This window comes from Dyella sp. M7H15-1, assembly GCF_004114615.1.
Lineage (GTDB): Bacteria > Pseudomonadota > Gammaproteobacteria > Xanthomonadales > Rhodanobacteraceae > Dyella_B.
The window spans coordinates 3,478,641-3,502,825 of the sequence record NZ_CP035300.1; the positions used below are offsets into that span (position 1 = coordinate 3,478,641).

20 protein-coding genes and 2 pseudogenes are annotated in these 24,185 nt (G+C 59.4%); 8 read left to right on the top strand and 14 right to left on the bottom strand.

Translation table 11 applies throughout. The features are described 5' to 3' along the window. Positions 1 to 386: 386 nt before the first annotated feature. From EO087_RS15885 to EO087_RS15895, 3 genes are read left to right on the top strand one after another with little or no spacing between them, the layout of a single operon-like run. Positions 387 to 626, top strand: coding sequence for a FeoA family protein (locus tag EO087_RS15885; protein WP_128899712.1), 240 nt, complete (start codon positions 387 to 389; stop codon positions 624 to 626). Next, positions 623 to 2,464 (top strand): ferrous iron transporter B, encoded by a 1,842-nt coding sequence (locus EO087_RS15890; RefSeq protein ID WP_128899713.1) that lies wholly within the window; start codon positions 623 to 625, stop codon positions 2,462 to 2,464. Before EO087_RS15885 ends, EO087_RS15890 begins: the two co-directional genes overlap by 4 nt. Further along, positions 2,452 to 2,763 carry a DUF6587 family protein gene (locus EO087_RS15895; RefSeq protein WP_343133161.1) on the top strand — a complete coding sequence of 104 codons (312 nt, stop codon included), beginning with the start codon at positions 2,452 to 2,454 and terminating at the stop codon, positions 2,761 to 2,763. Before EO087_RS15890 ends, EO087_RS15895 begins: the two co-directional genes overlap by 13 nt. Positions 2,764 to 2,772: 9 nt before the next feature. Here EO087_RS15895 and EO087_RS15900 read toward each other — a convergent pair. The 5 genes from EO087_RS15900 to EO087_RS15920 form a co-directional block, all read right to left on the bottom strand. Then, positions 2,773 to 3,548 (bottom strand): IS5 family transposase gene (locus EO087_RS15900; protein WP_240669003.1). Its coding sequence is split into 2 segments (ribosomal slippage): positions 2,773 to 3,179 and positions 3,179 to 3,548, totalling 777 coding nucleotides; the frame shifts between segments, so codons are not numbered across the junction. A gap of 131 nt (positions 3,549 to 3,679) precedes the next feature. After that, the gene (locus tag EO087_RS15905) at positions 3,680 to 4,705 is read right to left on the bottom strand and encodes a phospholipase D-like domain-containing protein (protein WP_164931871.1); all 1,026 of its coding nucleotides are present in this window, start codon (positions 4,703 to 4,705) and stop codon (positions 3,680 to 3,682) included. A 285-nt stretch (positions 4,706 to 4,990) separates the two neighbouring features. Then, positions 4,991 to 6,598: a carboxyl transferase domain-containing protein gene (locus EO087_RS15910; protein WP_128899716.1), complete on the bottom strand. Its 1,608-nt coding sequence runs from the start codon at positions 6,596 to 6,598 to the stop codon at positions 4,991 to 4,993. A gap of 160 nt (positions 6,599 to 6,758) precedes the next feature. Then, positions 6,759 to 7,088: a hypothetical protein gene (locus EO087_RS15915; protein ID WP_128899717.1), complete on the bottom strand. Its 330-nt coding sequence runs from the start codon at positions 7,086 to 7,088 to the stop codon at positions 6,759 to 6,761. A gap of 155 nt (positions 7,089 to 7,243) precedes the next feature. Then, positions 7,244 to 8,428 carry an acetyl-CoA C-acyltransferase gene (locus tag EO087_RS15920; RefSeq protein WP_128899718.1) on the bottom strand — a complete coding sequence of 395 codons (1,185 nt, stop codon included), beginning with the start codon at positions 8,426 to 8,428 and terminating at the stop codon, positions 7,244 to 7,246. Positions 8,429 to 8,865: 437 nt separating this feature from the next. On the opposite strand from EO087_RS15920, the gene EO087_RS15925 reads away from it, so the two are divergent. From EO087_RS15925 to EO087_RS15930, 3 genes are all read left to right on the top strand, one after another. Then, complete coding sequence (locus EO087_RS15925; protein ID WP_343133163.1) at positions 8,866 to 11,577, top strand: S8 family serine peptidase; 2,712 nt, start codon at positions 8,866 to 8,868, stop codon at positions 11,575 to 11,577. Between the two features lie 121 nt (positions 11,578 to 11,698). Next, positions 11,699 to 11,851, top strand: a complete 153-nt coding sequence (locus EO087_RS16325) for a hypothetical protein (protein WP_164931872.1) — start codon at positions 11,699 to 11,701, stop codon at positions 11,849 to 11,851. Positions 11,852 to 12,304: 453 nt separating this feature from the next. Continuing rightward, positions 12,305 to 12,580, top strand: coding sequence for a hypothetical protein (locus EO087_RS15930; RefSeq protein ID WP_128899720.1), 276 nt, complete (start codon positions 12,305 to 12,307; stop codon positions 12,578 to 12,580). Positions 12,581 to 12,966: 386 nt separating this feature from the next. Here EO087_RS15930 and EO087_RS15935 read toward each other — a convergent pair whose 3' ends face one another. The 5 genes and pseudogenes from EO087_RS15935 to EO087_RS15960 form a co-directional block, all read right to left on the bottom strand. Continuing rightward, positions 12,967 to 14,118: an ATP-binding protein gene (locus tag EO087_RS15935; protein ID WP_128899721.1), complete on the bottom strand. Its 1,152-nt coding sequence runs from the start codon at positions 14,116 to 14,118 to the stop codon at positions 12,967 to 12,969. Between the two features lie 542 nt (positions 14,119 to 14,660). Then, positions 14,661 to 15,818, bottom strand: coding sequence for an isovaleryl-CoA dehydrogenase (locus EO087_RS15945; protein ID WP_128899722.1), 1,158 nt, complete (start codon positions 15,816 to 15,818; stop codon positions 14,661 to 14,663). Between the two features lie 243 nt (positions 15,819 to 16,061). Continuing rightward, positions 16,062 to 16,393 (bottom strand): annotated as a pseudogene (locus EO087_RS15950) (SDR family NAD(P)-dependent oxidoreductase); the annotation flags it as partial. 49 nt (positions 16,394 to 16,442) lie between these two features. Further along, positions 16,443 to 17,633: a beta-ketoacyl-[acyl-carrier-protein] synthase family protein gene (locus EO087_RS15955; RefSeq protein ID WP_128899723.1), complete on the bottom strand. Its 1,191-nt coding sequence runs from the start codon at positions 17,631 to 17,633 to the stop codon at positions 16,443 to 16,445. 29 nt (positions 17,634 to 17,662) lie between these two features. Next, entirely contained in the window at positions 17,663 to 18,208 is a 546-nt protein-coding gene (locus tag EO087_RS15960) for a hypothetical protein (protein WP_128899724.1), read from the bottom strand. Positions 18,209 to 18,270: 62 nt separating this feature from the next. On the opposite strand from EO087_RS15960, the pseudogene EO087_RS16330 reads away from it, so the two are divergent. Further along, a pseudogene (locus EO087_RS16330) lies at positions 18,271 to 18,371 on the top strand. Further along, on the top strand, positions 18,342 to 18,668 hold the full coding sequence (locus EO087_RS16335) for a hypothetical protein (protein ID WP_164931873.1): 327 nt from the start codon (positions 18,342 to 18,344) through the stop codon (positions 18,666 to 18,668). The pseudogene EO087_RS16330 and the gene EO087_RS16335 overlap by 30 nt, the downstream one beginning before the upstream one ends. 296 nt (positions 18,669 to 18,964) lie before the next feature. On the opposite strand, the gene EO087_RS15970 is transcribed toward EO087_RS16335, so the two are convergent. From EO087_RS15970 to EO087_RS15985, 4 genes are all read right to left on the bottom strand, one after another. Continuing rightward, positions 18,965 to 21,331, bottom strand: a complete 2,367-nt coding sequence (locus EO087_RS15970) for an MMPL family transporter (protein WP_128899726.1) — start codon at positions 21,329 to 21,331, stop codon at positions 18,965 to 18,967. Beyond that, a complete protein-coding gene (locus tag EO087_RS15975; protein ID WP_128899727.1) occupies positions 21,328 to 21,978 on the bottom strand; it encodes an outer membrane lipoprotein carrier protein LolA in 651 nt (216 codons plus the stop codon). The genes EO087_RS15970 and EO087_RS15975 overlap by 4 nt, the downstream gene beginning before the upstream one ends. 13 nt (positions 21,979 to 21,991) lie before the next feature. Next, on the bottom strand, positions 21,992 to 23,095 hold the full coding sequence (locus EO087_RS15980; RefSeq protein ID WP_128899728.1) for a Glu/Leu/Phe/Val dehydrogenase dimerization domain-containing protein: 1,104 nt from the start codon (positions 23,093 to 23,095) through the stop codon (positions 21,992 to 21,994). 260 nt (positions 23,096 to 23,355) lie between these two features. Further along, positions 23,356 to 24,131 (bottom strand): IS5 family transposase gene (locus tag EO087_RS15985; RefSeq protein WP_240669083.1). Its coding sequence is split into 2 segments (ribosomal slippage): positions 23,356 to 23,762 and positions 23,762 to 24,131, totalling 777 coding nucleotides; the frame shifts between segments, so codons are not numbered across the junction. Positions 24,132 to 24,185: the final 54 nt, after the last annotated feature.

Genomic DNA, 24,185 nt, shown 5'->3' on the forward strand with positions numbered 1-24,185 from the left:
CCGTGACCTCCTAACGCGCAGTGCGCATGGCGTCTGGGTTTGCGAGTGATCTTTGACTCACCCGGCGGGTGAGTGGGTGATCTCACGCAAAGCAAGCGGGCAAGCGGGCATGCGGGGTGCGAGTCAGGAGCTCACGGAATCAGGAAATTACTTAACTTCCATGAACATGTGCCGATTTACATGCGAACAATGCGGCATCTTCTGGGGAGCTGATAATTTATAGAGGTGCCCTTAAGGCAACGCCGAATAAGTATCGCCGTCGTCATGATGGATTGGCCCCGCACCCCAGCCTTTGCCGAGGCGGGGCTGGCGTATGACCATTGGGCTGCACCCCATGCGAAAAGTGGATACAATGCGAACCATTCTTATTTAGAAGCGTAATAATCGTGCGCCTGTGTGACCTGCCGAAAGGTGCCTCTGCTGTGGTTGAACGAGTTGAAGATGCCCACGCCCATGATTCGATCGCGCAGCGCCTGCGCGATCTGGGTTTTGTCCAGGGCGAACGGGTGAGACTGGTAGCGCACGGTCCAGTGGGCGCGGATCCGCTGCTGGTGCAAATCGGTTACACCCGTTTTGCCCTGCGGCGCACCGAAGCGGCGCGCGTGACCGTGCAGGAAGTCGCATGAGCGCAGGCACACTGCGCATTGCCCTGGTCGGCAATCCCAATTGTGGCAAGACGGCGTTGTTCAACCAGCTCACTGGCGCGCGCCAGAAGGTGGCCAACTATGCCGGCGTGACGGTCGAGCGCAAGGAAGGGCGATTCACCGCCCCCTCTGGTCGCGTGCTGCAGATTCTGGACCTGCCAGGCACTTACAGTTTCGATACCACCAGCCCGGATGAACAGATCACCCGCAATGTGCTGGAAGGCAACTACCCCGGCGAGGCGGCGCCGGATCTCATCGTGTGCGTGGCCGATGCCACCAACCTGCGGCTGCATTTGCGCTTTGTGCTGGAAGTGAAGCGCCTGGGCCGTCCGGTGGTGCTGGCGCTGAACATGATGGATACCGCACGCCGGCGCGGTATCCAGATCGATATCGACGAACTGCAGCGCCGAGTTGGCATGCCGGTGGTGGAAACCATTGCGGTCAAGCGCGGCGGTGCGCGCGCCTTGATTGAGCGCGTGGATGGCGAAGTACCGGTGGCCGCTCCTGCCATGCCCGACGATGCCGCCAGCCGCGCTGGCCTGCATGCGCAAGTGCGCGAACTGCTCGACGCTGCCGTGCGCATGCCGCGCGCGACGGCGGCGCTGGACGATGCACTCGATCGCTGGGCGCTGCATCCGGTGTTCGGGTTGATGATTCTCGCCGTGGTGATGTTCCTGGTCTTCCAGGCGGTGTATTCGTTCGGCAAGCCGATGAGCGATCTGATTGGCGATGGCTTCGACTGGATCGGCGAGCATATTGCCATCGGGTTGCCAGAAGGTCCCTTGCAGGGTTTGCTCAAGGACGGCATCTGTACCGGTCTTGGCACCGTGCTTGGCTTCCTGCCGGAAATTTTGGTGTTGTTCTTCTTTATCCTTGTGCTGGAAGAATCAGGCTATCTGCCACGCGCTGCTTTCCTGCTGGATCGCATGATGCTGTCGGTGGGGCTCACCGGGCGCTCCTTTATTCCGTTGTTGTCGAGCTTCGCCTGTGCCATTCCCGGCATCATGGGTACGCGTAGCATCCAGGATCCGCGCGACCGTTTCACCACCATTCTGGTCGCGCCGCTGATGACCTGCTCTGCACGCTTGCCGGTGTATGCGCTGTTGATCGGCGCCTTCATTCCGTTGCGTCCCGTGCTTGGCGTCTTCAATCTGCAAGGGCTGGTGCTGTTTGCGCTGTATGTGGCGGGCATCCTTGGCGCGATGCTGGTGGGCTGGGTGATCAAGTACATGCGCCGCGACCGCAGCGAACATGCGCTGCTGATGGAGCTGCCTTCTTATCGCATGCCGCAGCCGCGTGACGTGGTGATTGGCCTGTACGAACGCAGTGCCATCTTCCTCAAGCGCCTGACCGGCGTGATCCTCGCGCTGACCGTGCTGATGTGGTTTATCTCCACCTTCCCGTCGCCGCCTGCTGGCGCGATCGGGCCGGCCATTGATTACAGCATTGCCGGTTACCTAGGCCGCGGTTTGCAATTCATCTTTGCGCCGCTGGGCTTCAACTGGCAGATCAGTCTGTCGCTGATTCCCGCTTTTGCCGCGCGTGAAACCGCGGTGGCCGCGCTGGCAACAGTCTATGCCGTGGGGGGCGATGCCGCGGGAGGTGGTTTGGCGCATGCACTGACCGCGAATATTTCCCTGGCGAGCGCGCTGTCCCTGCTGGTGTGGTTTGCGTTTGCCCCGCAGTGCATGTCCACGCTGGCGGTGATTCGCCGCGAAACAAATTCCTGGCGCAACGTGGTGATCTCCTTTGGCTACATGTTCGCTGTGGCGTACACCGCGTCGTTTTTCACCTATCAGTTGGCGAGATGGTTCCTGTGAACACGAGCCTGCTTGTCCAGTACATCGTGATGGCGCTAATCGTGCTAGCCAGCGCGTTGTACGCGTTACGCAAATTGGCCCCGCAGCTCACCGGCCGCTGGCTGGCTTCCGTATCGATCCAATTCAGCCAGCCGGGACATGCGGCCTGGATACGGGCATGGGGGCGCCGTTTGCAGCCGAAGCAGGCTACCGGCAGTTGCAGCGATGGTTGTAGCACTTGCGGTGCGTGCGGACCGAAGCGGTCTATTGGCGCGAAGGGTGATACGGTTCCGCTCGAATTCCGACAGCGCAATCGCTAGAGCATGTCGTCATAAGATTCTGAGCCACATGACGAGGCAGCGAATTTGCACAGCGGCAAGGAAAGAGGACAGATTCTTCGCGTAGCGTGTCGCCACACCACGCCACTGTTTCAGGTACAAAAACGCATTCTCAACCAGGTGGCGATGACGATACAGGTACGTGTCGTAGTCGCGCGGCTCTTTTCGGTTTTTACGTGGCGGAATATGCGCCTGCATGCCTTGCTCATGAGCCTGCTCAACAATGGCATCACTGTCATAACCTTTGTCGGCCATGAGATGCTCAGCAGGAATGTCTTTGATCAGTTCCGCGGCCTGCGAACAATCTGCCCGGGTACCCTCTGTAACAAGAATTCGGACTGGCATACCATGCGCATCCACGGCCAAATGTATCTTGGTGTTGCGCCCCCTTTTGTGAGACCTATGCCCTGATTGCCGCCACGAGCTCCCGCTGCATGAGGATGAACCTTGCAGTGACTGGCATCGATCATCAGCCACTCAAAGTCCGGCTCATCCATCACACGTTCCAACAGACCTTCCCATGTGCCGTTATCGCGCCAGCGACAAAAGCGCCGATGGGTATTCTTCCAATCGCCGTACTCGGGTGGTAAATCTCGCCACGGCGCTCCGGTGCGAAGTATCCAGAACACTGCGTTGATGAATTGCCGATTATCTTTGGCTACACGCCCCCATCGGCCCGCTTGACCCGGCAAATGGGGTTCAAGCAAACCCCATTTTTCATCGGAGATGTCATGGCGTCGATAGGCTGCAGTCACAGAGGATTCCATCCAGCAAGATTCGATGGCAGGTAGTTAACCATATTTCAACACCTCATGACGACAGGCTCTAATGTCTGCGTAGCTCTTGTTGACTCTCCTCCCCTGTGAATAGGGGAGGGAGTTCGAAACATGGAATCAAATCAATCCGACCAGTGTGTGCCGCCCGAATAGTCGCTACTCATCGTGCTTTTAAGCTGCGAGAGGATGCTCGAATGGGTGGTGATCAGGCCCAGTTCGCGGTTTTTGGTGAGTGAGGCGCTGGAGAAGTTCTCCGAGCCCACGAAGGCCATCTGCGCAGAAGTACCGTAGTCGGCCACGATGGCCTTGGCGTGGATGTACAGCGAAGTGGTGTTGTCTGGATACGTGCTGATGTTGACGCCGGCGTTGGTCAACTCGTTGAACTCGCTGGCGTAGTCGTTATCGTCGTTGGTCATCACCACGGTGACGCTCACGCCAGCCTTGGCCGCATTTTCCAATGCCTCGACGATCGCGCTGTCGCTCATTTCTTCATTCTCGACCAGCAGGCTGGTCTGGGCGTTATTGATGATGCTGAGCAGGGACGACTGCGAGTTGGTCGGGCTCCACACCAGGTCAGTGCCGTTTGACGGCGTTACCGACGAGTGCGCGAAGTCCTTGGCGAAGGTGGCTTCGATGGCTGAGATATCGGTCGTGTTGTTCTCGATCACCGCATAGTCGCGCGAGGTGCTGTAGTAGCGGCTGGTGAGATTGGCGGTCATGATCGCCGTCTGCGCGTTCGAGGTTGCGCTGTCGACGGTGATGGTCTTCTGGTGAGAAGCCTCATACTTGGTCCAGGCCCACACCACGTTCACGCCGCAGTCCTTGAGCTGATCGTAGGCAGCGGTGTTGTTGCTTTTTTCATCATTCACGTCAAGGATCACGCGCACGGTCACGCCACGCGCGGCGGCATTGCAAAGGTCATTCTGCGCGGTCGTGTCCTGCAATTCGTACATCGTCATATCGATGGTTTTCTGTGCCGAATTGATCAGGTTATAGATCGAGGTGAAGCCCTGGTCGGGGAAAATCACCAGCGTCTGCGTGCTGGTCTGCGCGGCCACGGGCAGGGCGGCACCGAAGGTGCAGGCAAGCGTCAGGGCAATAGACAGGGTGGTTTTTCCGAAAACGGAACGCTCACAACGGCTCTTCATGGATTGGATCCTTATCGTCGAATAGAAATGGACGCATTTCCCTGCGTTATCGACTGCCGCTCTCCCTGGGCGGCTTCGGCTTGACCGGGCCATCCGGTCTTCCCCATAACGGCACACATAGCCGTTACAGCCGAAGCGTCGATATGAACCGCCGTCGATGACATGGATCTTTCGGTGAGATTTCAAAACGCTGGCCATATTTATGCAGCGTGTACTTTCGTCACGTTTTGGTGAATGTGAAGATGCATCGATGTGATGAGGCCATGTAGATGGTCCTCGGTCCGGTTACATCCGGAATACACCGTAGCGTTGGGGTTCGATCGGTGCATTCAAGGAAGCGGAAATCGCCAGCCCCAGTATGCGGCGCGTATCGGCCGGATCAATGATGCCATCGTCCCACAGGCGCGCGCTGGCGTAATACGGGTGGCCATGACGTTCGTACTGCTCGCGGATGGGTGTTTTGAAGGCATCTTCTTCCTCGGCACTCCAGCGTTTGCCGGCGGCTTCGATGCCATCGCGCTTCACCGTGGCGAGCACGCTTGCTGCTTGCTCGCCGCCCATCACGCTGATGCGTGCGTTGGGCCACATCCACAGGAAACGCGCGCCGTACGCACGTCCGCACATGGCATAGTTGCCAGCGCCGAAACTGCCGCCGATCACCACGGTGAACTTCGGCACGTGCGAACAGGCGACAGCGGTGACCATCTTGGCGCCGTCTTTGGCGATACCGGCGTTCTCGTATTTCTTGCCGACCATGAAGCCGGTGATGTTCTGTAGAAAGACCAGCGGCACGTTGCGCTGGTTGCACAGCTCGATGAAGTGTGCGCCCTTGAGCGCGGATTCGGAAAACAGGATGCCGTTGTTGGCAATGATGCCGACTGGGTAGCCGTGGATGTGCGCAAAGCCGCACACCAATGTCTTGCCGTAGCGCGCCTTGAATTCGAGAAACTCGGAACCGTCGACGATGCGTGCGATCACTTCACGGATATCGAACGGACGGCGGGTATCCTGCGGAATCACGCCATACAGTTCTTCGATGGCATAGCGCGGTTCGACAGGTGCCCGCACGGTGAGTGGCATGGCCTTCTTGCGGTTGAGGCTGGCCACGATGTCGCGTGCGATCGACAGCGCATGCGTATCGTTTTCGGCGAAGTGGTCCGCCACGCCGGAAACGCCAGTATGCACATCGGCGCCACCCAGTGCCTCGGCATCCACCACTTCGCCGGTGGCGGCCTTCACCAGCGGCGGGCCACCCAGGAAGATGGTGCCTTGCTCGCGCACGATGATGGCTTCGTCGCTCATGGCCGGTACGTAGGCGCCACCGGCAGTGCAGGAGCCCATCACCACGGCAATCTGCGGGATCCCCAGGCCCGACATGCGGGCCTGATTGTAGAAGATGCGGCCGAAGTGTTCCTTGTCGGGGAAGACTTCATCCTGCATGGGCAGGAAGGCGCCACCGGAATCGACTAGGTAGATGCAGGGCAGGCGGTTTTCCAGCGCGACTTCTTGCGCACGCAGGTGCTTCTTCACCGTGATCGGGAAGTAAGTGCCGCCCTTCACGGTGGCGTCGTTGGCCACGATCACCACTTCGATACCATGCACATGGCCGATGCCGGTGATGATGCCGGCGGCCGGCGCGGCGTCGTGGTACATGCCGTGTGCAGCAAGCGGCGACAGTTCCAGGAATGGCGAGCCCGGGTCGAGCAGGGCGCGGATGCGCTCGCGTGGCAACAGCTTGCCGCGGGCGGTGTGTTTTTCACGGGCCTTGACGCCACCACCCTCCGCACTGCGACCCAGCTCACGACGCAGGTTGTCGACAAGGGTACGTAGTTGTGTGTTGTTGGTCTGGAATTCGGAGGAACGAGGATCGATCTGCGAGGTGAGGACGCTCATATCGGTGCTGCGACCATCTTGGCAAACCGTGGATGATAACGGTGCAGCCCGTCCTTCTGCATTTGCACTCGCAGCTTGACCATCGTACGGAGCCATTTTGGAACCATAAAAAAATCGGCCGCCAAGGGCGGCCGATTTGATGGAAACCACCAGCGAAGGATCAATGACCCTTCGTGGCATCCTTGGCAGCGTCGGATGCGTCAGCAGCGGCGGCCTTCATGGCATCGCCTGCAGCCGGAGCAGCGGGCGAAGCCGGAGCGGCAGCAGCGGTGGAAGCCGGAGCAGCGGCCGGGGCAGAAGCGGTGGAAGCCGGAGCGGCAGCGGTGGAAGCAGAAGCGGCCTTCTGAGCCTGATCAGCAGCCTGTGAAGCTGCTTGCTGGGCTTGGTCAGCCGACTTCTGTGCATCCTGCGCGGCATCCTGTGCGCCGTTGCTGCAAGCCGCCAGCAGCGCGACAAGCGCGGAGGCGAGAAGGGTACGCGTGAACTTCATGATGAATCTCCTTAGCCGTGAAGTGCCCATTGGCACGATTATTAATAGCGCGTTAGTGTTAAGTGCGCTACCCGTTTTATGAACAACTTTTATGTCACATTAAACCGCTGGTGGAGGACGCGACCGCCAGCCCGATGGGTAACAGGGGTGTCAGCTTAGTCCAAACGCTCCACTGCCATAGCGGTGGCTTCACCGCCGCCAATGCAAAGCGATGCCACGCCGCGACGCAAGCCGCGTGTTTTTAAGGCGTTGAGCAATGTCACCACCAGACGGGCACCGCTGGCGCCAATCGGATGTCCCAGTGCGCAGGCGCCGCCGTTGACGTTGAGCTTGTCATGCGAGATGCCCAGTTCACGCATGGGGGCCATGGCCACCACGGCGAAGGCTTCGTTGACTTCGAACAGATCGACATCGCTCACCTTCCAGCCAGCTTTGTCCAGCACCTTGCTGATGGCCGTTACCGGCGCGGTGGTGAACCATTCCGGCTCCTGCGAGTGCGTGGCATGGGCAACAATACGTGCCAGCGGTTTGATGCCGCGGACCTTGGCATCGTCAGCCGACAGCAGGATCACCGCGGCCGCACCGTCGGAAATGCTCGACGAGCTGGCGGCGGTAATGGTGCCGTTTTCTTTGCGGAACGCGGGCTTGAGTGAGGGGATCTTGGTGGTATCGGAACGGCCTGGCTGCTCGTCGGTATCCACCTGCACATCGCCTTTGCGGCTGGAGACGGTCACCGGCACGATTTCATCGGCAAAGGCGCCGGAAGACTGGGCGGCTTTGGAGCGATTCACCGATTCGATGGCGAAGGCGTCCTGCTCCTCGCGGGTGAAGTGGTACTTGTCGGCGCACAGTTCGCCGAACACACCCATGGCCTTGCCGTCGTAGGGGTTGGTCAAGCCATCCCATGCCATGTGGTCGACGAGTTGGCCGTCACCGTAGCGGATACCACCGCGGGCGTTGACCATGTGCGGGGCGTTGGTCATCGATTCCATGCCGCCGGCCACCACCACTGTCGCCGAGCCGGCTTTGATCAGGTCATGACCGAGCATGATGGCCTTCATGCCCGAACCGCATACTTTGTTGATGGTGGTGCTGCCGGTACCGACCGGCAGGCCAGCCTGCAAGGCCGCCTGGCGGGTGGGGGCCTGGCCGAGATTGGCGGGCAGCACGCAACCCATGATCACTTCGCTGACATCCCCGGCACCTACGCCGGCCTGTTCCAGCGCTGCGCGGATCGCGGCGGCACCAAGCTTGGGAGTGGGTACGCCGGTGAACTGGCCTAGAAAGGAGCCGATGGCGGTGCGCTTGGCACCGGCAATAACAATACTGACATCCGACATGCTGATCTCCGCAGGAGCTTTGATGCGTACCCCGCTAAGGGCAACGCTGGGGAAAATAACTTGCGGAATTATCGCAGCCCGGGACGTAAGGCAGCAAACCCAAGTTTTCGTGAGAAATCACGTACTCAGTGCTTGCTCAGTGCTCGCAATCCTACAAAGCGAACGAATAAGCTATAGCCTAGATACCGCCACTGGTGTGGCGGTAGTCCGACGTGTTGTGGGGATCAACATATCTAACAGGGGTAAGTTTTATGGCGACCGGAATGTGGGCGTGGCGTCGTCGTGAAATCGCCACATTGATTTGTCTCGGGCTGGAACTAAGTGCTTGTGGGGGAGGCAGTGGCGTCAAGTCGGCATCGTCGCAGGTGTCCCCGACGAGTCCCTCACCGGCACCCTCATCACCTTCTCCGACGCCATCACCGTCGCCGAGTTCCAATGTGCCGACACCGCCGATCAACGCGCAGCTTGCGCTGACCAATGCCTATGTCGCGCAACAGGCGGGCTACACCGGTAGGGGCGTCACCATCGGCGTGGTCGACAGCGGCATCATGCCGAACAACGCCGCGCTGGTCGGGCGCGTTGGGACGGAGTACATCGACGTCGATCCATCGACCAACAACACCCGTATTCCCGACGTAGTCGGACATGGTACCTGGGTGTCGGAGATTGCCGCGGGCACTTCCTTCGCGCAGTTTGCCGGTGGCATTGCGCCAGGCGCGAACTTGGTGTCGGCGCGCATCATTGACGATAACGCACCGGACGATAACGGTTCGACGGCAGCTTCGCAGGTCACGACGGCTGACGCGCAGTTCATACAGCAAGTCAATCAGCAAATGATTAGCTCGGGTGTCCAGGTCGAGAACAATTCTTGGGGCGGCATTACCTGGAGCAGCAGCGATACCGCTGTCACGCAGGCTTTCGATCAGGCGTACGCGCCGTTTATTGAGCAGCACAATGGCCTGGTGGTGTTTGCGGCGGGCAATGATTCGCAGGCCAATCCGAGCACGATCGCGTCGTTGCCTACCATTGCAAATGATCCGCAACTTCAACAAGGTTGGTTGGTTGCCGTAGCGCTTAATAGCAACAATCCCACGCAGCTCGACAGTTATTCGAACAAGTGCGGCATTGCGATGAACTACTGCCTGGCCGCACCAGGCGACGTGATCGTATTGGACAAGGACACGACCACCAGCACGACCAATCCGACCTATTACATCGTGGAAGGTACGTCGTTTGCTGCGCCGGCTGTCTCCGGCGCAGCGGCGCTGGTGTGGCAGGCTTATCCGTACTTCTCCAATTTCCTGGTGCAGCAGACGCTGCTGGGTACGGCGACGCCGATGGGTGGTGCGCAGCCGAATCCGACGTTTGGCTATGGCGTTCTCAATGTCGGCGCGGCAGTGAACGGTCCGGAGCAATTCAACTGGGGTAACGTTGAAGTTAATTTCAGCGGAACATCGAGCTGGAACAATCCGATTTCGGGTGCTGGTGGACTGATCAAGGATGGCTCGGGCACGCTCACGCTTAGCCATCCATCTGTGTATACCGGCGGCACTACCATCAACGGCGGCACCTTGAATGCGGTGTCGCTCAATTCCAATGCGAACATCAATGCCGGTGCAACACTGGCGATTACCGGCAATTCCAACACGGCGCAATTTCCGTTGATCGTTGGCCAGGTGAACAACCAGCAAGGTACCCTGGTAGTGGGTAGCAGCAACCTCACCACGCTCGGCAACTACACGCAGTCAGGAGGACGGCTTGCGGTGCCGTTGGGCTCTGCCTTGCAGGTGAATGGCAGGGCTACCCTAAGCAACCGCCCGGGGCTTTATGTTTACGGTGCCAACAGTGGCTATGTTGTCAATTCGCATACCGAGGTGTTGACTGCCACGGATGGGTTGACCGGTACATTTTCAAGCCTTAGCTGGGCATCGAGCGTGATACTGCAGGCAACGCTCGGTTACGGTCCGAGTGATGCCTACCTTAACGTGACTAGCGCCAATCTCACGCAGATTCGAGGGTTGCCGTATTCGGCAGCGACCTACGCAGCGGCTGAGCGTACCCAGGCTGCTTTCAACACCCTCAACAGCGTGATCCAGAGCGGCTCTTCGGGGCAGGCTTTGCCGGGCGATTTTGTCGCCGGCGCAGCGGGCATCCAGCAATCGCAGACCACAGAAGCGCTGCAGCAATCGTTGAACAGCCTGTCCGGCCAGATGTACGCCGCAAGCGCCGCGATGACCTTCGAAGCCATCGACGCCGATACACGTGCGCTGTCCGATCGCTTCGACAGCTTGCTCGATCATCCGCAGCAACTGAGTCTCAACAAGTTCCAGAGTTGGTCGCAGAACTTGGGTTACCAGGGAACGCTGTCGCGTAGCGGTTTCGACAACATGGGCTTCCAGCTCAACGGCACCATGATCGGTGGCGACCGCAGCTTCGGTAACGGTAGCGTGATGGGTTACGCCATCAGCCAAAGCCAGGGCTTGGGCAATATCCAGCAGAGCGTGGACCAGGGCTTCAGCCGTGCGCTGGAAGGCATGGTCTACGGCGGTTTCGTGCAAGGCAACTGGTACACCATGGGCCGCTTCGGTGTGGGCAGCGATTGGCAGGACACGCGCCGCCTGCTGATCCTCGGTGGCCAGACGGCGGGTGTGTCCAGCTTCAGCAACGGCAGTTACAACGTGGTGTATGGCGAAAGCGGCTATCGGTTCAATTTGGGCAACTGGAAGTTCACGCCATTCGCCAACCTCGAATACGCCAACATCGATCGCGACGGCTTCAACGAAGTCGGGGGCGATGGCTTCGGCCTGATGACGAACTCGCAGTCCATCCAGCGCTGGCAGGGTGGTTTCGGTTTGCGTGGCTCGCGTCAGTGGATCATGGCCAACGGCACCACCTTGAGCTTGCAGGCGCGCATGCTTTGGCAGGATGCGTTCGCCATGCACGGCGTATTGCCGAGTGCTAGCTTCACCGCCGTCCAGCAGTTCACGCCGATCGACGGCATTGGCTTGTCGCGTTACGGCAGCGTGGCCGGTCTGTCGCTGAATTGGGAGTTCTCAAAACGCTCGAATTTGTCGTTTGGCATCGATCAGTACAATGCGCAGCATGAACGCGCCACGATGGGGACGCTGAACTACCGCTTGGCGTTCTAATGCGCTGGCCGGCATCATCGACAAGGGCCTGAAAGACAGGCACGGGACATTCGATTGCGGCATAGACGCTGTACACATCCAGCGCATCGATCTTCACGCGCTGGTTGCCGAACACTTCGACTTGGTACACGGTGGTGCCGCCGTCGGCGCGGCACTCTTGCGTGCCGGTGCCGGTGCCGGTGCCGGTGCCGTCGAGCCAGTTGCTGAGTACCAGGTGGACGCGGTCGGCGCCGAGCGGGAGGTTGCTGAAAAGGTTGCGGCGGCATCGGCATGATCGATGCGGGGAGGGAGAACAGCGCCGATGCCGCCGCAGAAACGTTCGTGCTGGGTGAGTTGCAATCTTGCGCATGCGAACAAGCGTAATGGCTTGCGACTCACGAAGCGTGTCGGTTCTGTGCAGAAAACACGTTCGTCACGAAACGCTGACGGGCGAAGCGCATGATGACTACATGTGTGCACTGCGTTACCGACGAAACGGGCGATTGACGTGATAAGCAAGAGGACTTAGGGTTCTTGCGTCGCCGCTCAATCGGCGACCGGGTGTCAGAACCTGATTTTTCGGAGCGCACAAAGCGCCGTAAGGCGCTTTTGTGTCTTCACGTTCGTCTATGGCGGACGTGTTGGGCAGGCGCAAGCCTGGCCGGGCTCTCCGAACTCGGTTTCTGACCCCGACACGTCCGCCACCCACTCTCGGCGGCGGCCATCCCCTCAAGGCATGGAGCTTCCGATGAGCCTGCATTCCCGCGATACCTGGATCGCCCTACACACGCAGTATTACGTTGATCCCAAAGCCAACCATCATGGCCTGATGATGGACGCACATATCTTGCTCGATAGCGCGCACGGCATGGTGCAGATGCTGGGGGATACGATCAGCGAGGGTGACATGATCAATAACGATCGGATGGCGTCAGCGCTGCATGGCATCGCCTTGCTGGTGGAAATGGGACGGCGGTGCGTGGCACAGGCGGAGTTGCGGATGATGTTGGCAAACCATGGATGAAAGTGGGTGCTGGCAGAAGGACAGCTATCGGTGCAAAGAATCATGCGCTTACTAATCATGTGGTTGTGGCGATGGTTATGCCATTTGCGCAAGCGAAAGCCACGGAACATTTATCGCCGCAAAGGCATGCGCAAGCCGTATCGGCACCACCCTCGCAAACCCATCTGGGTGGTTGACGAGGTGATTCGCATCCATCAAGAAAGCGCCGATGGCTCGTGGAGGCGGCGCCCAAATTGCGACATCTAAAAGGGGATGGCCGTAACGCCTCCCATTGACTCTCAGTGCGTAGGCCAACGAGGGCCAGAGCATCGCTGGCCATTGCGGTATGCATCTGACTTTTTACCAGCTGAGGGCCGCGATATGTCACCCCCTCACTCTGGCGGCACTCAGGTTACGGGTGGCCAAGCTTTTTGCTGCACGAGGCGCTCGTACCAACGCCGCATCCCACTGTCTTCGACAGCGTAGTCACCACGCTCGGATTTCCAGATTAGCGGCGGCTCAATGGCGCGCAGCTTTTCGATGGCTCCGCGGGCGGAGCCGGCCGCCACTTTCCTGCCGTGCGCCCTGCTGTATTCGGCCAGCGCATCGGCCGTGAACAGGCGACCGTCGTGCCCGTTCGACAAGACACGCGTGAGCACGGCGCGTTGCAACTTGGAGAGGCCTTCGTACGCGGTCATATATTCGGAAGCGCGCTTCGCTTCGTATTTATTGGCCTCCTCATCTAAAAGTTGATGAAATCGATCGTTCCGGCCTCCCCCAAAAGGGCCAGCCACAACATTTAAGGCGTGCAGCATCTCTTCCGGCCGGTGGTCGAAGCGGCGAAACGTGGCGGCCAACCGAGCGTTGTCGATGTGGAGGGAGGGAACGTCGACGGCAAGTTGCGCGGCCAAATGCGCTGAAAAATCCTCATCCAAGAGCCGCAGATCGTCGATGTGTGATCCAAGGAAGGGCGTGTTGTTGCCGTGCACCAGGCGCAACAGTTTGTCCCGGTCCGATCCCGACATCACGAGACAAAAGCGTTGTTTGCCGCTGGCGTTCAGGATGTCACGGGCGGCCTTCAGGGCGAACATCGCGTCCATGCCGGACCTGGTTGTGATCGTGTGTTGCGCTTCGTCGACAATCAGGACAATCGGATTAGCGACCTTATCCTGGAGTGCCTGGAGCGCATCGGCGAGCGAAGCGCCTTGCGTGTTACCAACCTGGGAGAGCGTGACCTCGACACCCTTGATGCTCACCTTGCTTAGTCCTGCCGCCTTGGCCGCACGGGTGATCATTCCTTGGGCGGCAGCCAGCGCATTGGCGATGGTGATCGCAATAAGCTCGCCAGGGTCTCGCGATTTGTCTGCCCACAGGTCGACATACATCACCGTCGCGCCCCTTTCTTCCAGGGCGGGCCGTAGATCCTGCATGAGGAAGTTGGACTTGCCGGTGCGACGCGCAGCGCCCAGGAAGAGGGTGGTCGTGCTGAACATCCCGTTTCCGAGAAGGCGCTCGGCCACATCCTTCGCCAGTGCTGGTCGAAAAAAATACTTAGACATGACTTTTTAATACTCCGAAATCGACCGGATATTAATTTAATATCACGGCACGGATTTCGCCAGTACCGACCTCGACCAACCACCCAGAAAACCGTATGACGGCGCCGTTTAATACAGCGATTAGCGCCGAATATTAAATTAGCGAGCGCTGCACCACGTCAGCCCCGTCAGCTATCGCCTGCGGCGAGGCAGCCGATCGTGACTAAGACTCGCCCCATGCGTGGCGTCTCTGGGCGTCGCAGGCAATTCCACCCTTAGACGCTTCGCAAGCCACTGGACAGGTGAACTCCAAGCCGTTCCGTGCAGGGAGAGGTGATGCAGGATCACGCATGCCCGGGGGTCTACGCCGGAACCCTCGAAAATAGAGGCTGGGTATTCGCCATCAGCTCAGCAAGCCTGGCCACCCGTGGGAGAATGGCCGCGTTGAACGGCTGTTTGGCACGTTGAAGGAAAAGCTGGATCGGCTCACGGTGTATAGCCGTGCGGGTCTCGAAGAGGCGTTGATCGAGTTCCGTTTTTGCCTCTACGCCGCGTGGATGGGGTTATTTCCAACCGTGAAACAACTCGCGCCCGATCAGCATGCGGCGAATTTCGTTCGTGCCCGCGCCAATTTCATAAAGCTTCGCATCGCGCAACAGGCGTCCGGCTGGGAATTCATTGATATAACCATTGCCACCCAGCGCCTGGATTGCCTCCAGAGCGACCTTCACGGCATTCTCTGAAGCATTGAGTAGGCACGCTGCAGGATCGATGCGCGACGTCATGCCCGCATCGAATTCCTTTGCCACCATATAGGCAAAACTACGCGAACTCTGCAGCTTGGTGTACATGTCCGCCATTTTTGCCTGCATCACGCCAAAGGTGCCGATGGGCGCATTGAATTGCTTGCGCTCGCGCACGTAGGGCAAAACGAGATCCAGCGATGCCTGCATCAGGCCGATCGGACCGCCGGACAGCACCAGGCGTTCCGTATCCAGGCCACTCATCAGTACGCGTACGCCTTCGTTCACTTCACCGACGATGCTTTCGACAGGAATCTCGCAATTCTCAAACACCAATTCGCAAGTGTTGGAGCCGCGCATGCCGAGCTTGTCCAGCTTTTGCGCGGTGCTGAAACCCTTCATGCCTTTTTCGATGATAAAGGCCGTCATGCAGCGGCTGCCCGCCACGCGCGGCGCTGTGCGCATGTAGACCAACAATACATCGGCGTCAGGGCCGTTGGTGATCCACATTTTGGAACCGTTGGCTACCCAAACATCGCCACGCCGTTCGGCCTTGCAGGTCATGGAGCCAACCACGTCGGAACCGGCCCCTGGTTCGCTCATTGCCAGCGCACCGATATATTCGCCTGAGCACAGTTTGGGAATGTATTTGCGACGCTGTGCTTCGTTGCCGTTGTGAAAAATGTTCTGCGTGCATAGGTTGGAGTGCGCGCCATACGAAAGGCCCACCGAACCGGATGCGCGGGAGATTTCCTCCATCGCTACCATATGCGCGAGGAAACTCATGCCAGTGCCGCCGTATTCCTCCGACACGGTCATGCCAAGCAAGCCCATGTCCCCCATCTTGCGCCACAGGTCGTGTGGGAACTGGTTCTCGCGGTCGATGTTATGGGCGCGTGGCGCGATCTCCTTTTCCGCGAAGGCGGCAACGCTTTCGCGCAGCAGGTCGATCTCTTCACCGAGCGGGAACGGGCGCATCACGAAACTCCTGAGGAGGGGATTTAACCAAGAAATTGTAGCGCAGGGATCTGTTTGGACTCTGATGCGGCGCATCAGGGTGCGCACAATCTGTACATGCGCCAGAGGGTGAGGTGCAGATCGCATCCCTAACAACGACACCGCAGATTACAGGGACAAGAGACAGTCCCCTTCCGGGAAGAAGGAGCTCCAGTCGACTTTCCTCAGCACAGCCCCCCGTTAACCGAAAGCACCTGTCGCGTGATTGGTGCGCAATACTCGGTCCCAATCGTCGTCGGTCAAGGCCGGAAAGGCGCCATCGCGGGTCAGGCCGGCATTGCAGACCACACCGTATAAGCGCCATGCGCTTCAATATCTGCTTCGAGAGTGGCAACACAAGCTGCACGGTCGGCGACATCGAATTGCAAAATGTGTGCATGGCAACCCAGCGCTGTGATCGCTGCCCGCACCTGCTCGGCCTCGTCACGCCGGCTGCGGCAGTGCAGAACCAGATCGTAGCCGGCTTGTGCCAGTCGCAAGGCAATGGCTCGTCCGATGCCGCGGCTGGAGCCGGTAACCAGAACGGTATCCGTCATGCAGTGTGTCTCCGGCAATCGGGTTTCGACCTATGTGCGGGGTGCAGCATCATGCCGGATCCCCCAGGATCAGCGAGGCGTTATTGCCACCGAAAGCAAAAGAATTGCTCATCAGATAGCGCCGGCCACCCGCGGGCAAATGATTGCCTGTTTGTACCAGATTCAGCGCAGGCAGTGCGGGATCCGCTTGCCCATCCCACACATGTGGGGGCAGGCGCCGTTCGGCAAATGTATCAGTGAGGCTTAGCCAGCAAAATGCTGCTTCCAGCGCCCCGGCTGCGGCAAGCGTGTGGCCGGTGAGCGATTTGGTGGACGAACACGGCACGGCATGCTCGAACATCGTGGTGACGGCAAGGCTTTCCATGCTGTCGTTATGCTCGGTGGCGGTGCCGTGCAGGTTGATGTAGTCGATTTGCGCCGCCGCCAGGCCGGCATGGCGCAAAGCATCGCGCATGGCTTTTTGCGCGCCGCCGCCTTGTGGATCGGGCGAAGACATGTGATAGGCATCCGAACTTGCGCCACCGCCCAGAAACTGCACGGGCCCGGTTTCGCGTGTCATCAGGAACAGCGCTGCCGCTTCCCCGATATTGATGCCGCGCCGATGTTTCGAGAACGGGTTGCAGCGCTGCAGATCCACCGCTTCTAGCGCATGGAAGCCATTGATGGCTAGGCGACACAACGTATCCACGCCGCCACAAAGCACAGCATCGCACACGCCTATCCGAAGCAGGCGCTGTGCGCTCAACAAGGCGCGTGCGCCGGATGTGCATGCGGTGGAAATGCCGTAGCGTGGCCCGGCCAGTTCCAGCCATTCGGCCAGGAACTCGGCGGGCGCGGCCAGTTCCTGATGCGTATATCGATAATCCGCCGGCCACACGCCATTGCGACGATAAGCATCGATACCATAGGTGGCTTCTTCGATGCCGCTGGTGCTGGTGCCGAGCACGACGCCGATACGCGCGCGGCCATAACGTTCGATCGCGTCGTGAATATCCGTTTCTATCTCCCATGCAGCGGCGAGCAACAGGCGGTTATTGCGATTGTTGTGATGCTCGCGTAGCGCATCGGGTATGGGCGGCAGTTTCGCACGCACCGCGCCAAGCGGTGGCGCGTGACCAGGAATCCAGCCTTGCTCCGGACGAATACCGCGGGTATCGCCGCGAAACAGGGCTTCGGCAACGACGGACTTGCCTGCACCAAGGTTGCAGATCACGCCCAGTGTGTTGAGGTAGATGTCCATGCGGGTTCGGGTTGAGTGTGCTGACATGTTTACACGGCACCTCGCAGGCGCTGACGCCACAGCCATTCGCCAACAAACAGTACCCCTAGGATGACGTACACCAGCAAGCCGTTGTACAGCGTCCACACGTTCAGCGATGCCCACATCGTGAGCGCGGCCGATACCGCGCCGTTGAAGATAAAGAACCCCACCCAGACCCAGGTCACTTTGCGCGTATAGGGAATGGCTGCGTCTGGAAGGTTCGGCTCGCTCGCACGAGCGATACGTTCGATGATCGGCGGGCCGTATCTTAGGCTCAAGCCAAAGACGCCAAGCAACACGGCGCTGATCAGGGTGGGATACCAGCGCCATAGCGTTGCTTTGCCGCTGAAGGCCAGTAGTGCGCAGTAAACCAGCGCCGCTGCCAACATCCAGCGTCCACCCGGCTGCTTCAGCAGGTTGGGCGCCCGCATGAGCCAGGCCACGGCAAGTCCGAGTGCAAACAGCGCTGGCTGCGCACGATTCGCTCCCAGATATACCAGGAACGGATAAAGCACTCCGGTCAGCGTAAACAGAATGGACGTCAGCTTGGGCATGCGTTCCGATGTGCTTTCATGACCGTTGCCAGATCCATCGACGTGTTTTCCACGCGTGCTCCAATGCGTTGCTTTGCTGGTGGAGTGCACGCACGAATTCCAATGCGTGTGGCCACGTCGCTGGGGCGATCTTGTGTTGGTTCGATTCCAGTCGCAATTGCCAGCGTTTGTTGCTTTGCGCGCGTTCATCCACGCCAGCGGCCTTCACTTTCAGCGCCACCGTATAGGAAAACGGTATGTCGTCGATCCAGTCACGGTAGGCTTCGGGTGGCTGTTCCTCCGCGACCACGACCAGTATGGCGGGGGCACCTTCGCTCAGGATGGCAACGGCTTCCAACATGGCGTGTTCAAAGGTATCGGCCTCGCCCGCAATAGCCACGGATTCGCCATGTTGACCGCACAGGATCGACCACTGCCCAGCGATGGCGTTATGCACGGACAAGCCAAATTGTGTAGGTGACAGCGGTTGCTGATCCGTTACGTCACTTAGCAGCGCATAGGCACGGGACGTTTCACCGTGGTGCGAGGCAAATACGAAGGGAAGTTGTTCGTCTTCACCGCATAGGGGCCACGCAACATGCAAGGTCATGCGTGCCAATCGGCTGAGGCGGCGGCGCTGCAGAGCGGGCAGGAAATCGCAGCTTGGTTGGCTGCCGTCATCAGGCATGCGCATTGGGGTGCGCGACCACGCCTGCCACGCTTCGTTGTTATCCAGGCCGGGTGCCCAGGCGCGCCATTGATCGATGATGAAGTCCATCATGCGTCCTGCCTTTTTCGCGAGGTTGTGCTGGTCGGTACCAGCAAGACCGTGAAGCCAATACCCAGCAGCAAGGTAAGGCCGAAATCCCGCAGTGCCGGCATGGAACTCAAGGCTAGCAGGCCGAACGACAACAGGGCCGTGAAGGCGGAAAGCAGCACGCTGGCGTACATCGCGCCGGGATGATGCATGACATGCGGCTCACCTTCACGCAGGAAAACCGCGTAGTTGGCGCCCACGCCCAGTACCAGCATCAGCGCCATCCAATGAAACAAGGTCAGCGGCTGATGCAAATAACCGAGCACGGCAAGCGTAAAGCCGATACCCAGCACCGGCGGCGCCAGCACACGCGGTACCTCGCGCCAACCATAGCGCCAGCCGAATACCGGTACGATCAGCAACACGGCAGCCAGTAGCCAGACACTGGCGTAACGTCGATACCGTCCAAAGAGCGCGGAAATGCTGGCGGGTTTGTCAACTAGCATGACGCCAGGCAAATGATCGGCTGCGTGCTGAAGCATGGCAACCGGTGCATCGCCTTGTGGCAGCACGAGCGAGGCGGCGCCGTGATGTGCCTCATCGCCCATCCACAAGTAGCGAAAAGGTGTTGCTATCGGAGTCTTCAGCCATGCCTGCAAGTCGAGGGGCGTGCCGGGCCATGCATGGATGTATGGTTCGATATCATTGGCGCGAAATCCCACATGGCTCAACCATTGCCGCATGCGTTCCGGTTGCACGAACAACGGCGCCAGCAGCGCCTGGTTTGCCTGCTGACGCTGCAACGAAGGCGCCATGCCAGCCAGGCCAAGCCATCCCTGCAAGGAGTTCGCCTCGACCAACGGCTGCAAGCGTTGTTCCAGTGCTTCCTCGCGCTGCAGAACCTGTTCCTGATCCTTGCCTTGCACCAGATAGAACTGGGTGCCGTTGCCAAGGCCGGTAATGTCACGGATCTGCTTCTCTTGTTCGGTCAGTGCGGCAGGGGGCGCGATCAGCAGGTGCACGTCGTCGTCATGGCGCAATTGCCACCAGCCGGGCATCGCCAGCAGCAACAGGACCACCGCGAGTGCCACGGCGCGGCGTCCGTACGCAGTGCGAGCAACACTTTCCTGCAATATGCGTGCAATATGCACTGACGTGGTCGACAGCGGTTTCGCGGGCCGTTGCAGCAAGGCCGGCAACAAGCCGAACACACTCAAGCACGCCACCGTCATGCCGGTCATGGCAAAGCAGGCCATCTGGCGCAGCGCCGGAAACGGTACAAGACCAAGCAGGGCATAGCCCAGCAGCGATGTACCCAACGCCAGCAACAGCGCTGGCCGTACCTGGCGTAAACCTTTGCGTGGTTCCCATGCATCGCCGGCATTCGCGCGCGCACTCAGGTACTGAATGGAATAATCCACGGCTTCGCCCAGCAAGGCTGCACCGAATACCAGCGTCAACAGATAGATATGCCCAAAGATCAGCACGCAAAGTATTGTCGCCGCGACAATACCGATCGCGGTGGATAGAAACGCCAACAGCAAGGGGCCGGGTGAGCGGAACACGCCCAGCAGTAGCAGGGCGATGCCGATGGTGGAAACGAGTCCGACCAGATGTACGTCGTGCTCCGCGTCGGCACGTGCAGCGGCGGCATAGAACACGGCGCCAGTGCGCAGGATGCGGGTGCCGGGTTGATCACGTTGCGTCGCCAGTTCGGCCTGGTCCAGCGCGCCCAGTGCACGGCGTTGGATGGCATCGTCGTACGAGGAGCCTTTGAGCGTGGCCGTCACTAGCACGTAGCTGACTTCACCGCGATGTGCGGTCAGCAGATTGTCCTCCGGTACCAGTGGCGAGCGGTTCCAGGGCTGCTGGTCCAGCCAGTGCTGCAGCCAGCCGAAGGGGGCATCCTGCAGGCGTGTGGCCACGCCGGTGACAAAAGGTTCGTTCACGTGCTGCACTAATGCCTGCGCCGGATCATATCCGGGTCGCGCTAGCGCAGTGCGATCCGCATCGGCAAGCAGGTTGAAGCGATGCGCCAGATAGGGTGCCACCCGTTGCTGCAGGTTGAAGGGCGGCAACTCGGCCGTTACCGTGGCAAACACGCTATTTTTGCCCAGTGCACGCCCCAATTCGCGTGCTGCCGCTTTGGCGCGATCATCGTTGGCATTGGCAACCAGTAGAATCACACGATCGCCGTTGGCGTGTGCCAGCCGATGCGCGGCCACTTCCGCCAGCGGGTTTTGCTCGGTCGCCGGCAGCATAGCCAGCAGATCGGTCTGGATGGCGGAGCTGCCATGACCCAACAGTAGCCATGTTCCAAGCACAGCGAGAAGCAGCGTCGCCGCTGCAAACCAAGCTGCGCGTAGCCACAGACTCCGTGGACTCATGGCAGACCGAGTGAGTGCTTTTCCAGTGCGCTCAGCGGACCGGCGTCACGGGTGTCGGTCATGCGGATATCCGTCTGCGTGCCATCTTGCATATTGATGCGAATGCCCTGCAGAAAGCTGCCGCCGTCAAGCTGGATGTCGCGCAGCACCTGCGCCACGCGCGTCTGCTTTGGCGTGAAATGCAGCGTCCACCGCGCAACCGAGCCATCCGCGCTGACATTGAACTGCCGCATCACCGCATCGAGCCGCCCGGCTAGCATGGATTGCAGCATTTGCGAAATCTGGCTGATGCCACGTTCATTGCGCACGGATTGCATGCGGCCACTGGCGTCGATGCGCGCGGTCTGATTACCGGTGAGCGCCAGCATTTCCTGATAAGGCTGTTGCACTTGCCACAACATGCCGCGGCCGGATACGAACAGCAGTTGCCCACGGCTGTGTTGCGATTGGGTAAGGGCGGGTATCTGGCGCTGCTGGGTGAAAGATGCGCGCACGGCGGAGTGTTGGTTTAGTTCGGCAAATATGTTGTGAAGCAGGTCGGGCGATGCGGTTTGGGCATGTGTGCTCAGGCTCAACCAGGAAAGAAGGGTGCATAGCAATTTCAATGCATTGCGTGCAACGAATTTACTCCCTTCTTTCTTCAGCATGACAAGCAGCGAATTACTGCCCGCGCATACGCCCCGCAAAGCGTGGCGCGCCGTTGCCCATATGCGGCAGTTTGATCTTGCCGATCGCCTCGATGCGCTCTTCCGCCAGACGGTCCGCTGCTCTATAGGTGGGCACGTTCTGCGTCTTGCTGATTTCGAAGATGCGGCCCAGGTTGTAGTAAATCGTGCGCATCATGCGCATAGCGCGCTCGCGGTTGTAGCCGTCGATTTCCAGCGATACGTTCATAACGCCACCGGCATTGACGGCGTAGTCGGGTGCATACAGCACGCCACGGCGTTGCAGTTCGTCGCCGATCGCGTCGTTGGCAAGCTGGTTGTTGGCCGCACCGCAGATGATTTTGGCCTTGATGCGATCGATGGTCTGCTCGTTCACCGTGCCACCCAGCGCGCAGGGCGAATACACATCGGCATCGACATCGTAGATGTCGTCCAAGCCCACGGCTTCGCAGCCCAGCTCATCCACACAGCGTTGCACGGCATCCTTGTTGATGTCGGTGACGAACACCTTCGCGCCCTGTTCGCGCAGCAGCTTGATGAACTCGCTGCCCACATGGCCGGCACCCTGCACGGCGTAGCTATATTTGCCCACGTCTTCGTTGCCGTGCTTGAAATTCAGCGCCGCCATCAGGCCTTGCAACGTGCCGTAAGCGGTGAATGGCGACGGGTCGCCCGAACCACCGTGTACCTGGTGCACGCCAGTCACGTATTCGGTTTCGCGGAACACATATTCCATATCGTTCACGTCGATGCCCACATCTTCAGCCGTAATGTAACGGCCATTGAGCGAGTTGACGAAACGGCCGAAGGCGCGGAACAGCGCTTCGGATTTGTCTTTCGACGGATCGCCGATGATTACCGCCTTGCCGCCGCCCAGGTTCAGGCCGGCTACGGCGTTCTTGTAGGTCATGCCGCGTGACAGGCGTAGTACGTCGTTCACCGCATCCTGCTCGGTCTTGTACGGCCACATGCGCAGGCCGCCCAATGCAGGGCCCAACACCGTGTTATGGATCGCAATGATGGCCTTCAGGCCGGCATCCTTGTTGTGGCAGAAGACGACTTCTTCGTGGCCTGTTTTGGCGATGGTTTCGAAAATCATTGGAACATGGACTCCACGTTTGACGGCGCCGGGGAAGGCTACCACTTAGTTGAAGCGCTCGGGCCCTGCCAAGGACCTGACGCCTGAAACTCAAAGCCCCAGCAAGAAGCTGGGGCGGTGAGTTAGCGCCGTAGAGTTTAGTACGAGTCGGAGTGGATCGCTGGCGCAACGCAACAAGCGACAGCATGTTCCAAAAAGCCTCGCCGAAGCGGGGGCTTTTCGAGCCTGATTGCCAGGTCCCTCATGGCTAGAGCATGTCGTCATAAGATTCTGAGCCACATGACGAGGCAGCGAATTTGCACAGCGGCAAGGAAAGAGGACAGATTCTTCGCGTAGCGTGTCGCCACACCACGCCACTGTTTCAGGTACAAAAACGCATTCTCAACCAGGTGGCGATGACGATACAGGTACGTGTCGTAGTCGCGCGGCTCTTTTCGGTTTTTACGTGGCGGAATATGCGCCTGCATGCCTTGCTCATGAGCCTGCTCAACAATGGCATCACTGTCATAACCTTTGTCGGCCATGAGATGCTCAGCAGGAATGTCTTTGATCAGTTCCGCAGCCTGCGAACAATCTGCCCGGGTACCCTCTGTAACAAGAATTCGGACTGGCATACCATGCGCATCCACGGCCAAATGTATCTTGGTGTTGCGCCCCCTTTTGTGAGACCTATGCCCTGATTGCCGCCACGAGCTCCCGCTGCATGAGGATGAACCTTGCAGTGACTGGCATCGATCATCAGCCACTCAAAGTCCGGCTCATCCATCACACGTTCCAACAGACCTTCCCATGTGCCGTTATCGCGCCAGCGACAAAAGCGCCGATGGGTATTCTTCCAATCGCCGTACTCGGGTGGTAAATCTCGCCACAGCGCTCCGGTGCGAAGTATCCAGAACACTGCGTTGATGAATTGCCGATTATCTTTGGCTACACGCCCCCATCGGCCCGCTTGACCCGGCAAATGGGGTTCAAGCAAACCCCATTTTTCATCGGAGATGTCATGGCGTCGATAGGCCGCAGTCACAGAGGATTCCATCCAGCAAGATTCGATGGCGGGTAGTTAACCATATTTCAACACCTCATGACGACA

Coding starts and splice junctions, on each gene's coding strand:
- EO087_RS15890 (WP_128899713.1), top strand. CDS start 623: ATGAGCGCAGGCACACTGCGCATTGCCCTGGTCGGCAATCCCAATTGT.
- EO087_RS15895 (WP_343133161.1), top strand. CDS start 2,452: ATGGTTCCTGTGAACACGAGCCTGCTTGTCCAGTACATCGTGATGGCG.
- EO087_RS15905 (WP_164931871.1), bottom strand. CDS start 4,705: ATGAAGAGCCGTTGTGAGCGTTCCGTTTTCGGAAAAACCACCCTGTCT.
- EO087_RS15910 (WP_128899716.1), bottom strand. CDS start 6,598: ATGAGCGTCCTCACCTCGCAGATCGATCCTCGTTCCTCCGAATTCCAG.
- EO087_RS15915 (WP_128899717.1), bottom strand. CDS start 7,088: ATGAAGTTCACGCGTACCCTTCTCGCCTCCGCGCTTGTCGCGCTGCTG.
- EO087_RS15920 (WP_128899718.1), bottom strand. CDS start 8,428: ATGTCGGATGTCAGTATTGTTATTGCCGGTGCCAAGCGCACCGCCATC.
- EO087_RS15930 (WP_128899720.1), top strand. CDS start 12,305: ATGAGCCTGCATTCCCGCGATACCTGGATCGCCCTACACACGCAGTAT.
- EO087_RS15935 (WP_128899721.1), bottom strand. CDS start 14,118: ATGTCTAAGTATTTTTTTCGACCAGCACTGGCGAAGGATGTGGCCGAG.
- EO087_RS15945 (WP_128899722.1), bottom strand. CDS start 15,818: ATGCGCCCGTTCCCGCTCGGTGAAGAGATCGACCTGCTGCGCGAAAGC.
- EO087_RS15955 (WP_128899723.1), bottom strand. CDS start 17,633: ATGGACATCTACCTCAACACACTGGGCGTGATCTGCAACCTTGGTGCA.
- EO087_RS15960 (WP_128899724.1), bottom strand. CDS start 18,208: ATGCCCAAGCTGACGTCCATTCTGTTTACGCTGACCGGAGTGCTTTAT.
- EO087_RS15970 (WP_128899726.1), bottom strand. CDS start 21,331: ATGAGTCCACGGAGTCTGTGGCTACGCGCAGCTTGGTTTGCAGCGGCG.
- EO087_RS15975 (WP_128899727.1), bottom strand. CDS start 21,978: ATGCTGAAGAAAGAAGGGAGTAAATTCGTTGCACGCAATGCATTGAAA.
- EO087_RS15980 (WP_128899728.1), bottom strand. CDS start 23,095: ATGATTTTCGAAACCATCGCCAAAACAGGCCACGAAGAAGTCGTCTTC.